Below are 14,422 nucleotides of genomic sequence, written 5' to 3'. Positions count from 1 at the left end.
TTACCGAAATCACATACATTTTTATTCCACAGGACTTATGAAATTTTCACTGGAAAGTTCTAAATGGGAGCTTGAACCTATTTCTGCATGCTCCCGAAGCAAATTCGGGACAAGCAATAAATAGAACAAGCTCCCATTAAGAACTTTCATCAGCTTAATTTCAAATGCCTGTTTCATAAAAACGTATATAATTTCTAGTATAGGTACACATAAAAACTTAACTTAAATAGATAATTATTCTCTATTTAAGTCGAGTCTATAAAATATATGTTTAAGTAATGAAATTACCTTTGAGTGTCTTCTGTATGCTAACTAAATATATTAATGCCAAAAGCTAATTACGACCTATATAATCAAAAAATTTTTGGAGGTATGATATGGAACTATCGGAATTTAGAAGACCAACTAATCATTATGATGAAAGAGCTAAACAAATAGACGAAAAAATCTGTGAATTAATAAATCATCGTAAAGAAATTTCAGATAATAATCCTGGCTACCCGCCTTTTGAATACATATCTGACTGGGCGGAAAAATTTGATTTATATGAAGAATTCTTAAAAAGAATATTTGGCTCAATGTGGAATGAAAAGATATATAAACCTTCAGTTAAGCCCGAAGGCTTTCAGAAAAATATCCCAATATTGAAGCTGATTGAAAGAGATAACAGACTCTTTTCTGTAATTTCTATCCGCCAATATTCTAACTCCAGCGTTATATCATTTAATATAGATTGGGATAATACAAAGGACTCTAGCTCATCGCATACTAATTTTGAAATGTTTATAGATGAGCCATATGATTGCAGACTACTAGATGGAGCCGGAGGCTCTGGGCATACCCACTACAACTTTGTTATATGGCCACCGCTACCTGCTAACCCTTCTGGAATTCAATTGATTTTTAAAGAATATAAGATTCCACTTAGAGATGGACAAATAGGTGATGATATTGTATTTACTTTGTAGTAAGCTTCTATGATCATTCAAAAAGCATCTTGATTATTTGATAAAATAAGCTGAGCGCTTTCTTTATCTTTTATCTTATCCACAATTGAGCATTACTTATCAACAGTTTTTATTACTTTTTTCACAAACTGTTGATAGTTTTAGAGTTATTATAGTATTTATAGTTACCTATATTTTGAAATTATAGGTTCTGTATTGAGAACAATACATCTGTATTGTTTCAATTTTATAAATAAATAATATACGTTTAGTTATTCTCTAACTAAACGTGTATTACTTGATTTATTCCCTTTAATCCATATTGCCAGCTATTAAATGTACCCCGCTTTTAATTATTTTGTCTTTCCACTCTTTATCTATATTATTATCTGTAACTATTACCGATAGACTTTTAATAGGAACTACCTGCGCAAGAGCTTTTACTCCAAATTTTGAAGAATCGCAAACTACTATGGCTTCATCAACACAGCTTACTACTTTCTTTTTTACGCTTACATCATTTAAATCGTAGTCACTTAGGCCAATTTCTTCGTCAATGCCGCCTGCTGAAAGTATTGCCTTATCAAAATGCAGGTTATCTAATATCATCTCTGTAATAGGTCCATTTAAACATCTTTCATTCTTTCTAATCTCTCCTCCTAAAACTATGCATTTTACATCTAACTGCTCAATTACAAAGTTTGCCACATAAAGAGAGGTTGTAAAAATAGTTAAATTCTTTTTATTACTTAAATTCTTTACAACTTCAAGGGGAGTTGTGCCTAAATCAACAAAAATTATATCATCATCATTTATTAGTTTCGCACATTCTATTCCTATCTTCTTTTTTTCTTCGTGGTTAATTAGTGCCCTTTCATTGTAGGAGGGTTCCCAGCTTAACTTCTTATTTAAAATTGCACCACCATATACCTTTTTTAGACAGCCCTGCCGCTCAAGATAATCTAAGTCTCTCCTTATAGTTTCATTTGATACATCAAAGGTTTCCATAAGTTCGGAAGTTTTTATATTTTTTTTCTCCCTTATAATCTCAAGTATTCTCTCTTGTCGTTCTTCAGCAAGCATTTATTTTCCCCCACATCCTCATCACTTTTCACGATTTCATTCTCATATTTAATTTTATATTCTTTCACGACTCTATTTGACTTTTCTAAGTTAATTCTATATATAAATTCTAACAATTATTTAGTGCTGGCATTAATATAAATCCTACCTAATGCAGACCTATTTGCTTTGCAAGTCTGATTACAAAATTTACTTTAACCTCATGTATTTATCCTTTAGAAAACGTAGATTTATTTTTTCTCCTTCAAAATAGACCTCATTTCTACTATTTAAGGCATCAACTAATATCATTGTATCATTTACAAGCACATTTAGTCTAACAACGTTACCTAAGAAATATACATTTGAAATGGTTCCACTAAAAATATTTTCATTTGTGCCTGCTTCTTCTGAAGTAATTTCGATATGTTCAGGCCTTATAAGGATTTCTCCATTACTTTCAGACTCCTTAAAAAATTCAGGCTTTAAAAAATTATAAGTCCCAATAAAATTAGCAACAAATTTACTTTCAGGGTGTTTGTATATTTGCTCTGGAGTTCCTTGTTGAACGATCTCCCCCTTATCCATTACAAATATCCTGTCAGAAATTGATAAGGCTTCCTCCTGATCATGAGTTACAAATAATGTTGTTATTTTAAATTTCTTATGAATTTCTTTTATCAGTTTTCTTAAGCTCACTCTTATCTGCGCATCCAGAGCACTTAAGGGTTCATCAAGCAAAAGCACATCAGGATTTACTACCAAGGCTCTTGCAAGGGCTACTCTCTGCTGCTGTCCTCCAGAAAGCTGATTTGGATAATGATCTTCTCTACCCTGAAGACCAACTAAATCTATAATTTCCTGAACCTTTTTTTCTATTTCTTCCTTTGAAACTTTTTTTAGTTTTAGCCCAAAGGCAATGTTCTCCTGAGTAGTCATATTAGGAAATAGAGAATAAGATTGAAAAACCATTCCCATATTTCTTTTATTAACAGGAGTATTTACAAGATCATTATTGTTTACAAGGATTTCTCCAGTACTTAAACTTTCAAGTCCTGCTATAATCCTAAGCAAAGTACTCTTTCCACAGCCTGATGGTCCAAGCAGTGATATGAATTCTCCTTTTTCTATGCTTATATTTATGTTAGATAAAGCCTTCACTTTTGTAAAGCTTTTATTTAACTCTTTTATCGAAATATAACTCATTACTTTTTAATCCTCCACCTTTTTTCTTTTTTGGCTTGTTAGCATTATTGCAAGATATGAAATAATAAATATTACAATGGTGTAAATTGTTACTATTGCACTAGCAGTATGTCCATCCGTATTTAGTGCATTAAAGAGGTATATTTGAATTGTTTTATATGCAGTCCCAACCAATAAATTAACAAGTACAAATTCTCCAAATAATATGGAAATAGATAGAAGTACCGCAGATATAAGTCCCCTCATTAAATTTGGCAATATAACTTTTGTAAAAGCTTGAAATTCATTGCAGCCAAGTATCATGGCTGCTTCCTTAAGCTTTGGTGCATCAATACCCCTGAAGCTGTTTCTTATAGAGTGATACATAAATGGAAGACATAAAACAAAATATGCTCCAAGCAATATCCATATAGTTCCCGATATGGCTATAGGACCTTCCGAATAAATTTGGATAAGCCCTATGGCAAGCACTACTCCAGGCATAATAAAAGGCAGTAATGTAAGTATCTCAAAAAACTTTTCGAGTTTCTTGAAATATAACGTAGTAAGATAGATGCAGGGAACCATTATAATCACACATACAATACAAGTCACCATACTTATACCAACTGTTTCCAGCATAGACAAGGTGAATTTTGGATCACTGAATATAGCAATATAATATTTAAAAGTATAACTTACAGGCAAAATAGTTGTATCCCATTCATCTGTAAGTGAAAATAAGAAGATTGCAAGCATTGGCACAAATAAATATATTAATAGTAATACTAAAAAAATCTTTTTCCCTGTATTTCCTTTCATTCCCTTACCTCCATAGAACTAACTTGTTTTCTTAGTAAGCCGCGTTTTTATAAAAATAAATATCATTAAAATTCCACCTAAAACTACAGACAGCGCACTAGCTAAAGAGGGATCTGATGATATATTATTTGATACAAGATTTGCTATGACTATGGCAACTAAGTTTTTGTTAGCACCAACTATAGCATAAGCTGTGGCATAAGCTCCTAAAGCATTTGCTAAGAGAATGCAGAAGCTTCCAACTAATGAAGGCAATAATACTGGTATTTGTATCTTTGTTAAAATTGTAAATTTATTTGCTCCAAGAATTGAGGCTGCTTCAAGAGTATCATCATTTATCGCATAAATAGCTGGATACATGAGCATTATTGTTAGCGGAATCTGAAAATATATATATACAAGAATTATTCCAGTCCAAGAATATAAGTTAAAACCAATGTTATATATATCAATGCCTAATTTATTCTTTAAAAGCACAGTAACAAGCCCATTAGTTCCGAGTAACACAATAAATGCAAAGGCAAGAGGTACTCCAGAAAAGTTTGAAGTTAAGTTAATAATATTAATTAACTTTTCAGAAATATCCTTCTTAAGTGTTTTTAGACATGCTGCTGCATATGTTCCCACAAGGAGTCCCACTGCTGCTGAGGAAAAAGCTATTAGAAGTCCGTTAGTTATAGACTGAAGATAAAACTTATTTGTGAATACTTTTATATAGTTGTAAAAACCAACTCCATTCTTTGTATCAAAGCTGCTTATTAAAATATACACTGCTGGAATTATTTCAAAAGCTAGAACTAATATTATCAAAATTATAAAGGGAAGCCATAAAAGGCTTCTCTTTGCTATTTCATTTCTTATTGTGCTAATACGTTTTGCTTCCATAAATCAGGTATCTCCTCGCTTGCTTTATCCCAAGCATCATAATCACTTATACTTTTAGCTGATTTGTAAACATCATCTGGCAATAATTGTTTCTTAACATCATCAGGTAATGTAACTTTTCTAATAGGTCTTGCAAAACCTTTAGCTAAGTCTATTTGTCCTTCATCACTAAATAAGAAATCTTGGAAAGCCTTAGCTGCATTTGGATGAGGAGCATATTGGTTTATTACAGATACATAAGCACTTATAACAGTACCATCTGTTGGAACTACAACTTCATAGTCATCCATTTGATTAATTGTCTTTCTGTAGCTTAAAGCATTAAAATCCCAAAGAATTCCTATAGGAACTTCACCTTTTTGAAAGTTACTTACTTTATTATCTATATCTTTTAAATTACCCATTTCTTTTAACTTTTTAAAATAATCAATACCAGGTTGAATATTTTTTTCATCTCCACCATTTGCAAGAGCTGCTGCAAGTATAGCATTTTGAGATTGTGCAGCTTTTTCTACATCTCCTACAACTACACAGTTTTTATATTCTGTATTTAAAAGATCTTTAAAACTGTGTGGTATGTCTTTTACAAGTTTTTTGTTTACAAGGAATGCTATAGTTCCTGTATAAGCACCTGTCCAATATCCATCTTTATCTTTAGCCCAGTCTGGAACATCATCCCAGTGTTCGTTCTTATAAGGTTGTACTATTCCTTGAGCTTTAGCAACATTTCCAAAGGTCATTCCTACATCTCCTATATCTGCTACAGGATTATCTTTTTCAGCTTTGAATTTTGAAAGCTCTTCTGCACTTGTCATATCAGTATCTTCGTGAGTTATTCCATAGTTTCCTTCCACAGTTTTGAAAATTTCCTCATAGTCTGCCCATTCCTTTGGCATACCATAAGAAATAAGTTTCCCTTCTTTTTGTACAGCTTCCTTTGTAGGTCTTGCAGTAACATTTGCTGCAGCATCTACCTGTGTAGCTTTTTTAGCTCCACAGCCTATAAGTGTAGTAGTAAACATTGATGTAACAATTAATCCTAATGCCAATAGTTTTGTTGATCTTTTTAACATATCATTACTCCCTCTAATTTTATTTTTGAATATCTCTTAATCTTGTTCTTGTATAATTTAAAATTAATAAATTTGCTTTACATTAGTTAAATTCAAGCTTCATAAAATCTGATTTGTTTATTCCAAGGATTTTGCAAACCAATGGTGCCATTATAAGCTGTGAAAATTCTTCTTCCTTAAAATCTATTGTGTCATCAAATACAAATAAAGGTAAATCTCTAAGTATATCGCAGTTGCCTCCATGATTACCTGCTTCGCTCATTCCATGATCTGAAGTTATTATTATTGAATAATTATCTTTTAACCAAATCGGTATGAGATTAGCTAAGATACAATCCATTTCAACAAGCTTCTTTTCGTATTCTTTAGAGCTTGATCCGTAATTATGTCCAACATAATCCAGTCCCATAGGATGAATTAGAAGCAAATCTAAATCATAAGTACGTCTTAAATATTCCCCATCTAAAAACAAATGCGTATCAGGATAACTATCATCAAAATAGTAAATCCCATGTTGAATATTTAAACCTTCATTGTGAAGCTGCCTGTGAAGGATTCTATCGAAAGGACTTATGTTATATAGTTCGCTCACCCAGTGATAAGCTGCTGCTCCTGTCGTTAAATTATTTTTTCTAGCTAGAGAAAAGATATTCTCTAAATTTGAATTGCGTGTAATATCATTGGAGGTTATTCCATGCTCATAAACAGGGGTTCCCGTAAATATAGTTTCATAGCATGGCCTTGAGAGACTTGGAAGTTCACCTTTTATGTTCACATATTTTGCTTTTTTATGTTCAATCATGTGCCATAAATAGCCCATATTATCCTTTGCACCTTTTCTTGTAAGCCCATCTAGTAATACAAATATTAGTTTATTCACTATTAATCACCTCATTTTGTTTACATATAGAATTTTATCCTTAATTTGTTAAAAGAATTTTACAATCAAGTTAATTCCACGTAAATACATCAAATTCAACTTAATTCCACACAAAAAGTTATGTTTATACAATTAATAGATAACTCGCCATATAGTTACACTGAATTACAACTATATTAAACAATAAGCATAATACAAATTATATTTATAAAACTCATGGATTGATTTCCATGAGTCTTAATATTTTATTAATCGAAATCTTAACCAGAAACAATTGCAGATAGTGTGGCATTATTAATATTAATAGCAGTAGGCACAACAGTTGCAGTTATAGTTGCGACCACTGTATATATGCAGCACTCATCATTACAGCAATTACTATCGCAGACAAAGAATGAGAATGTTTCAGTTACACTTGGCAAAGTTTCTGTTATTGTTGCCGAAAATACCCAAGCAGGTCCGATAGGTATTGGGCCAACTTGATTATTGCAAGTTTTATAAACTTGAAAAATTATAGTTCCAGTAAACGCCTCATTAATTATAATATTGCTTGCAAACTCAAGTAAAACCTTTGAATTACTTAGTCCACATTTATTTAAAGCACGAGTAGCTACTGTGAAAGGAGTTGGGGTTCCAACTGGAACTGTAGTAATTACACTTGAATTAGGGCTACTACATTTTAAAATAGCTGGCGGATTTTCCTTTACTTTTTTGCAAGTATCACAATCATTATTCATTTTAATAAACCTCCTCTACTAAAAAAAATTACTAAATATATTGTATTTTAATTATGCAAGCATAAATATCAAACAATTAAGGTTAGTAAAAATTATTAAATAAATTACTCTATAAGTAATTCAAAATATATTTCGTCATTTATAATTTATGAAGAAATTATTTATGTGTTCCATCTAGAATCATTATTATGTCAGCTTAACAGTATCAGTCCATATGAAATTAATATGCTTTTATTTTAAAATAGAAAAGAAGCATCATGATGTTGATACTTCTTAATAAAAATTACTGATCCCTTAGTATAAATAAGAAAACATGCAATATTAAATTATCATTCTAATTTTGGAATTTATTTACACGCAATATAAGACTAATATGCTTCATTAACAGTGCTATTTCACTATATATATGACTAATGGTACAAAATAGTTATTGTGTATTATTCTAGTATAGCATAATATTGTATATCAACCAAATATTATTAATATATCTGTATTATTAAGTCATTATATGTATTTATTTCATATATACCTTATTATCAACTGGAAACATATAGGTTAGCTTTCAGTATATTTGTAATTTAATTAAACTAAAATGCATAAAAACAGTACAAAATAACTATTCTGTACTGTTTTTTATTTTTAAGTTCTCTTTCACAAAATAGTTCAATACTTTTTTTATTTAAATTTAATTTTTTATATAACAATCAATAAACTATATTTTTTTATCTATAATTTTATTACTAATCATACTAATGATTTTAATGAATTAATATCTACATAAATTTTATAAACAAAACCAAATATGTAGTAAATAACAATTTTATAGAGGAGGTTAAAATTATAAAAATGAGAAAAGCAAAAAGTTGTTTAAATTTTTTTGAAAAATTTCTTGATGAACATGAAATTGATGCCAATAGTTTGGCTTTAAAAATAACATTTAGCTACACTTTAATATTAACATTATGGATATTATTCTATAATAATATAATGACATCATCCTTTTATAATACTTCACTGACTTTAACTATAAGTATTGTTAAGAGCTTAATCTTTGTGCTTATAAGTTCTGCAATAAATTTCAAACTACTTAAAATTATTTTTAATAGGTTAATAGCCTCAAAAAATGAAATCCAGCTATCAAATGTATTGTTATCAGCAGTTTTAGAAAGATCAGAAGAAATTATGTTTTTTTCCTTAGATACAAACTATCGTTATACAGCCTTTAATAATATATACAAAGAAACTATTTCTAATCTATATCATAAAACTATAGAGAAAAACATGAACATATTAGATGTTATTGAATATGATGAAAATCAGCAAAATTTAAAAGAGAATTTCAATAGAATTCTTAATGGTGAAAACTTCACTACTGTGGAGGAATATACTACTAATAAATGTTCAAGTTTATATTGGCAAGTCTATTACTCTCCACTAATCTCGAATAACGGAAAAACAATCGGATTAACCTCATTTGCTCTCAATATTACAACATTAAAAAAAGCCGAAAATCAAAACATCTTTTTAAGTTATCACGATGAATTAACTGGACTTTATAATAGAAGATTTTTTGAAGAAAAATTAAAAGAAATAGACACTGAAAATAATTATCCAATTTCTATCATCATATCTGATGTAAATGGTCTAAAATTTACCAATGATATATTTGGACATACAGCCGGAGATAAACTTATAAAAACTTTTGCAGAAATCCTACAAAAGTTTTGCAGACAAGATGACATTGTTGCCAGAATTGGTGGAGATGAATTTTATATATTACTTCCTAAAACTGATTCTATGCAAGCAAAACAAATTATTGATAGGATAAAAAATTCCATATTAGATCTTCACGTTGAGAAAAGTATTTTATCAGTTTCCTTTGGCTTTTCTACTAAATATACTTCCAATGAATCTCTCGAAAAAACATCCAATAAAGCTGATGATACTATGTATAGCCAAAAACTTCTTGATAGAGATATTTTTGAATCTAAACTTATAAAGCACTTAGACTCAATTCTATATGATAAAAATTTAGTAAAGCATTTTCATGGACAAGAGGTAAGCCTGCTCTGCAAAAAAATAGGTATGGCATTAGGCTTAACTCAAGATGAAATACAAAAACTCGAATTAGCCGGTTTATTGCATGACATCGGAAAGGTTGCTATTGACTACAAAATTTTGTTAAAACATGATGGCCTCACTGCAAGTGAATTAAGCGAAATTAAACGTCATTCTGAAATAGGCTATAAAGTTCTTAATTACTTAAATAAATATAAAGGTATATCTGAATATGTATTATATCACCATGAAAGAATTGATGGTGCCGGATATCCAAAGGGTTTAAAAGGAGATAAAATCCCTCTTTTTTCAAGGATTATACATATAGCTGATGCTTACCACTCTATGACTACTAATAGTACATATAGAAATGCTTTAGATATTGATGCTGCTATAAGAGAATTGAAGGTAAATGCAGGCCGTCAATTTGATGCGCACATTTCAAAAATTTTTGTAACAAAAGTTTTAGGTGAAAATTGGTGATAATTTCATAGAATGCGAATCGAGACTATTGAATTTGATTACTTTAATTATAAAATAGTCTCTTTTTTATATCTTAAATAATTTTATTGGATATATGTTGCAATTAGTTTTCTAAATTTGATATTCTGGTATTTACTTAACCTACAAATGTTTTAAATGTAATTTTATTATTGCAATATATACATATAAAAAGAGAGCAGCTTTTGCACTGCTCTCTAGAACCATTTATTAAGCATTCACTATAATCTTATCTTCTTCTATACCTGAATTGACCAAATTTTGCTTCATTTCTTCATTATTTACATAATATTTAGCATTTATACAGTTGAACACTGTACCTGTGCTTATACTTGTTAGACTATTAGGAATTGATATGCTTGTTAAATTGCTACAATTAATAAATATAGGATCATCACCTAAATCGCTTACACCATCTAAAATAGTTGCACTTGTTAAATTATTACAGAAGCAAAATGCATCCATTCCTATTTTTGTTATATTGCTCGGGATCGTTATACTTTTTAAGCTATTACAGTTTTGAAATGCCTTTACTCCTATACCTGTTATTGTAACGCCATCAATTGTATTAGGAATAACCACATCACTATTAGAGCCTACATATGCCACTATCACACCTGTTGTTCTTTGAAACGCCCAGTCTCCATCAATTGAGACATTCGTAAATTGTCCATCGCTGTTTAATCCATATGAACTACTAAACATATTTGGTGTATCGAACATATAGCCTCTTTGGTCAAAATTATATAGACATCCATCTATCACTCGCCAACCTACAGCCCACGAATCACCTTCTGTATACCACCATCCCTTATCATTTTGCTTCCATTCTGCATTTACCCCTATTGGATTTAATACTAACACTGAAGCCATTACTAATGTAGCAGCTATTACTTTTGTTAATTTTAATTTTTTCATTTTATTTACCCCCTAATACCTTTTTACACTATTATACCATATTTTCTATATTATATATGGTGACGACTTTTTATCTTCAAATACCTCAACGTTCTTATTGTTTATAATAGCGCACCCTTATGATACCAATGTAAGCATTTTGAAATAACTAAGATAGTTTTAAACATAAAATAAGGCCTCTGCACTAATAATTTTAGAAAACTATACTGCAGAAACCTCGAAACATAATCATATCTATTTAATTTTTTTACTTGCTACTTAAATATACATGTTCAATGAAAAAATTAATAAATGCTTTCACTACCTTTTTCATTAAACACTTCTTTCCATGCCTTTTCAGCTTCAGGCTTAAAATCAGAAGCTAATTTGTCCAGCTCGTCCATGAATTCAGAATCATTTACCATTTTTTCAGCACTTGGATCTGTTGCATAAGCTCCAACTTTTTTAACAATGTTTCTTACAACCTTTGGATTGTCAATCATCATGCAAGGCATAAGCATGTTTTTGTTATAAGGCTGGCTTTTTCTAAGTGTTTTAAAGAAATCTGTTTTAAAGGCATCAACAAGAGGTTTATTTTTCACATTATAAGTTGAAAAATGAGCAAATACACAAGGTTCTACTTCCTCTTTAGAATTTATATGGCAATAATATCTTCCAGCTATACAGCCTCCAACAAAAGGAGCATCATTAAAGAAATCCGCTGCAAAATATGGTTTGGTAAGCCTTATATTTCTAACTTTTTCACCTAATTCAATTCTTTGCTTAGGTGTAAGCATTAAATCTACATTTGGAGATTCACCTACAGGCATGTAAATGAAGTACCAGCCAATTTTGGCTCCCTTTTCAATAAGCATGTCTATAAATTCATCTGATGTAACTGTATCTATGTTTGCTCTGGAAGTTGCAGAAGAAACTCCAAACAACATTCCCCTTTCTTTAAATAAATCCATAGCCTTCATTACACCTTGAAATACACCTTTTCCCCTTCTTGCATCTGTTTCTTTTTCAAAGCCCTCTAAAGAAAACATAGGAATGACATTACCTAGTTTTTGTAATCTATCTGCGATTTCTGATGTTATAAGTTGTCCATTTGTAAAAGGAGAAAACATAACATCAGGATACTTTTCATATATATCAAGCATATAATTATTAATGAATGGTTCTCCACCTAGTATTATTATATAATAAACTCCTAAATCTCTAGCCTCTCCTATAATTCTGTCTAATTCTTCAAATGGAATATCATCTTTCTTGCTATATTTTGCAGCGTAGCATCCTGAACACTTTAATGTGCATCTCATAGAAGGGCTTATTAATATTGTAAATGGAACCATTATATCATCATTCTTTAAATATTCCTCTCTCTTTTTACCACCAAACCACACAGCATTGGCAAAAAAGTTTGTAAAAAACTTATTAAGGCAATTCTTATTTGTTGTAGTCAATATACTTTGAATCAGTTTATATATAGCCTCATTATTTTTATACAAATCATAGACAGTATCTACTTGCTCAATTTCAGAAGGGTCAGAAATTGTATGTTTTATAAGTCCAAAAATTTTATCAACATTTTTTTCCGGATCCTTTTCCAATATATCCACAGTTTTCTTTACAAATACTTCCTTTGAATATCTTTTAATTTTATCTACTACTTTCATTTCAATTCCTCCTAAATAAAAAATATATAAACAACAAAGATGTAAGTTCTATAAATAATAGGCTTTTTTCCGAATTTGCTGATAAAAAAATAGACAGACATACTATTTCATTATCTATCTTCTAAGATATCTTTAAACCTCTATTACAATATTAGGATCAATCTATACAAAGAAATTAGATATTTTCATTAATAAATGTATGTTCATTTTTCATAAAAATTACTCAATGTACATATTATTTTATTTAACACATATTCTTTTTTAGTTCATTACACACTTTTTTTACTTACTATACACTCTTTTTTAGTTATTACCTACTCAACTGCTACATTTATAAAATTATTTTAACTTCTCTGTACTTTCTTGAATCCTGAGCTTTTATAAGCTTACAACTGAAATTCAACTCGTTTAAAGAATGTCCTTTTAGCGTCCATAGAGGATAATAAATCCTTGCTCTATCTACTAGTCCTTCTATAATCATCCTGCCTTTTTCGCTCATTCTTCGTGTTTTATTCCTTATGAATTCACTTATCTCCTTACTTGATATGTCATTTTTAATCATTGTTCTTATATAATCCAAATATCTCAAACTGATCTCTGATGACTTAAAATGTCTATTTAATACAATATATATTTCCTTTTCAATACAATTTAAGTTACTATTCCTCATATTCTTAAGTTGATCTTTATCATAGTATTTATAATTTATATTTGATTTTGTTGATAGTTTTTCATTAAGAGATCTCATATCGATAATTTTTATATTACAATAGTTTAATTTATAATCACTATAGTATAAGTCATATCGTGCATTGTATCTCCATAGATTTTTAATAGCTTCATGAGCCTTGTATTCTATTCCAAAATACTGAGTAACATAATCTAATAATAAATCCTGTGATATTACTCCATAAACATCTAATAAGATTCCAAACAATTCTACAAGCTTTTGATTTTCCTTTGAATGCTTAATGACCTGAGGCTTAGAAAGTATCAATTTTATTTCTTCTCTTATTTCAAGTGGAATAGATACTTTGCTATCATAAGAGTAAGAGTATATTATCCCTAGATATTCTAAAGACCTTCTAACAGCTTCAATTGCATTATCATTTTCATCCAATAACAATGTATAATCATTGTCACATATTTGGTTTAAAAAGACATATTCTTCGTATGTAATAAAATTACCTAATATTACTGATATATTATTTTTAATGTAAAATGCTATAATCTCTACAAAGTCTTCTTTTCTCTTTCCACTTATATGTATTTCAAAAACTTTAATCAATTCTTTCAAATGGCTTAATTTCATTGAAGATATACTGTTTTTAATTGATTTGCTTTCATAACTACTTTTCATTACTATCATCCAACTTCTTTATACTACTAATATCAATCTGTCTTATTTTTACTTATAAATTGCATAAGGTTATTATATTTAATTATTTATACATATAATCTCTAGTCCATGATAATTCATTGTTTACGCCTTTATTAAATAAAAATTGATGAATGCTTATATTTCCACTATTAAAAGATGCTGCGCAGGCATTTAAATATAATCTCCACATTCTTATAAAAGTTTCATCTTTGGTTTTTCTTATTTCTGGCAATGCATTTTCAAAATTCTCTGCCCAATGTTCTAAAGTTCTTCCATAATGAAGTCTTAAATTTTCTGCATCATTTAAACTAAATC

General features: G+C 29.5%; 13 protein-coding genes. 2 read left to right on the top strand and 11 right to left on the bottom strand.

Going from position 1 to position 14,422, the window contains the following annotated elements; genetic code table 11:
- The first annotated feature begins 377 nt into the window (after window positions 1-377).
- Window positions 378-968 (top strand): hypothetical protein, encoded by a 591-nt coding sequence (locus CLOBL_RS24355; protein ID WP_077861384.1) that lies wholly within the window; start codon window positions 378-380, stop codon window positions 966-968.
- A 291-nt stretch (window positions 969-1,259) separates the two neighbouring features.
- Here CLOBL_RS24355 and CLOBL_RS24350 read toward each other — a convergent pair whose 3' ends face one another.
- The 7 genes from CLOBL_RS24350 to CLOBL_RS24320 form a co-directional block, all read right to left on the bottom strand.
- Window positions 1,260-2,030, bottom strand: a complete 771-nt coding sequence (locus tag CLOBL_RS24350; protein WP_009167441.1) for a DeoR/GlpR family DNA-binding transcription regulator — start codon at window positions 2,028-2,030, stop codon at window positions 1,260-1,262.
- Window positions 2,031-2,219: 189 nt separating this feature from the next.
- Complete coding sequence (locus CLOBL_RS24345; RefSeq protein ID WP_077861383.1) at window positions 2,220-3,215, bottom strand: ABC transporter ATP-binding protein; 996 nt, start codon at window positions 3,213-3,215, stop codon at window positions 2,220-2,222.
- A gap of 6 nt (window positions 3,216-3,221) precedes the next feature.
- On the bottom strand, window positions 3,222-4,016 hold the full coding sequence (locus CLOBL_RS24340; RefSeq protein WP_077861381.1) for an ABC transporter permease: 795 nt from the start codon (window positions 4,014-4,016) through the stop codon (window positions 3,222-3,224).
- Between the two features lie 18 nt (window positions 4,017-4,034).
- Window positions 4,035-4,901 (bottom strand): ABC transporter permease subunit, encoded by an 867-nt coding sequence (locus CLOBL_RS24335; RefSeq protein WP_009167444.1) that lies wholly within the window; start codon window positions 4,899-4,901, stop codon window positions 4,035-4,037.
- Complete coding sequence (locus CLOBL_RS24330) at window positions 4,874-5,974, bottom strand: extracellular solute-binding protein (RefSeq protein ID WP_009167445.1); 1,101 nt, start codon at window positions 5,972-5,974, stop codon at window positions 4,874-4,876. The genes CLOBL_RS24335 and CLOBL_RS24330 overlap by 28 nt, the downstream gene beginning before the upstream one ends.
- Before the next feature lie 82 nt (window positions 5,975-6,056).
- Window positions 6,057-6,854, bottom strand: a complete 798-nt coding sequence (locus tag CLOBL_RS24325; RefSeq protein ID WP_077861380.1) for an alkaline phosphatase family protein — start codon at window positions 6,852-6,854, stop codon at window positions 6,057-6,059.
- A gap of 260 nt (window positions 6,855-7,114) precedes the next feature.
- On the bottom strand, window positions 7,115-7,591 hold the full coding sequence (locus CLOBL_RS24320) for a DUF4489 domain-containing protein (RefSeq protein ID WP_077861379.1): 477 nt from the start codon (window positions 7,589-7,591) through the stop codon (window positions 7,115-7,117).
- A gap of 846 nt (window positions 7,592-8,437) precedes the next feature.
- Here CLOBL_RS24320 and CLOBL_RS24315 point away from each other — a divergent pair.
- On the top strand, window positions 8,438-10,132 hold the full coding sequence (locus tag CLOBL_RS24315) for an HD domain-containing phosphohydrolase (RefSeq protein WP_077861378.1): 1,695 nt from the start codon (window positions 8,438-8,440) through the stop codon (window positions 10,130-10,132).
- A gap of 228 nt (window positions 10,133-10,360) precedes the next feature.
- Here CLOBL_RS24315 and CLOBL_RS24310 read toward each other — a convergent pair whose 3' ends face one another.
- From CLOBL_RS24310 to CLOBL_RS24295, 4 genes are all read right to left on the bottom strand, one after another.
- Window positions 10,361-11,068 (bottom strand): leucine-rich repeat domain-containing protein, encoded by a 708-nt coding sequence (locus tag CLOBL_RS24310; protein WP_077861377.1) that lies wholly within the window; start codon window positions 11,066-11,068, stop codon window positions 10,361-10,363.
- A 284-nt stretch (window positions 11,069-11,352) separates the two neighbouring features.
- Window positions 11,353-12,726 carry a radical SAM protein gene (locus CLOBL_RS24305; protein ID WP_077861376.1) on the bottom strand — a complete coding sequence of 458 codons (1,374 nt, stop codon included), beginning with the start codon at window positions 12,724-12,726 and terminating at the stop codon, window positions 11,353-11,355.
- Between the two features lie 331 nt (window positions 12,727-13,057).
- Window positions 13,058-14,086, bottom strand: a complete 1,029-nt coding sequence (locus CLOBL_RS24300) for a hypothetical protein (RefSeq protein ID WP_077861375.1) — start codon at window positions 14,084-14,086, stop codon at window positions 13,058-13,060.
- An 82-nt stretch (window positions 14,087-14,168) separates the two neighbouring features.
- Window positions 14,169-14,422 (bottom strand): class I SAM-dependent methyltransferase (locus tag CLOBL_RS24295; RefSeq protein ID WP_179117828.1); only part of this gene is annotated, 254 nt, incomplete at its 5' end.

Origin of the sequence: Clostridium sp. BL-8 (assembly GCF_002006495.1) — a bacterium.
In the GTDB taxonomy this organism is placed as follows: Bacteria; Bacillota; Clostridia; order Clostridiales; family Clostridiaceae; genus Clostridium.
Note: the sequence above shows the minus strand (reverse complement) of the source record. Positions and strands in the feature narration are given on the sequence as shown.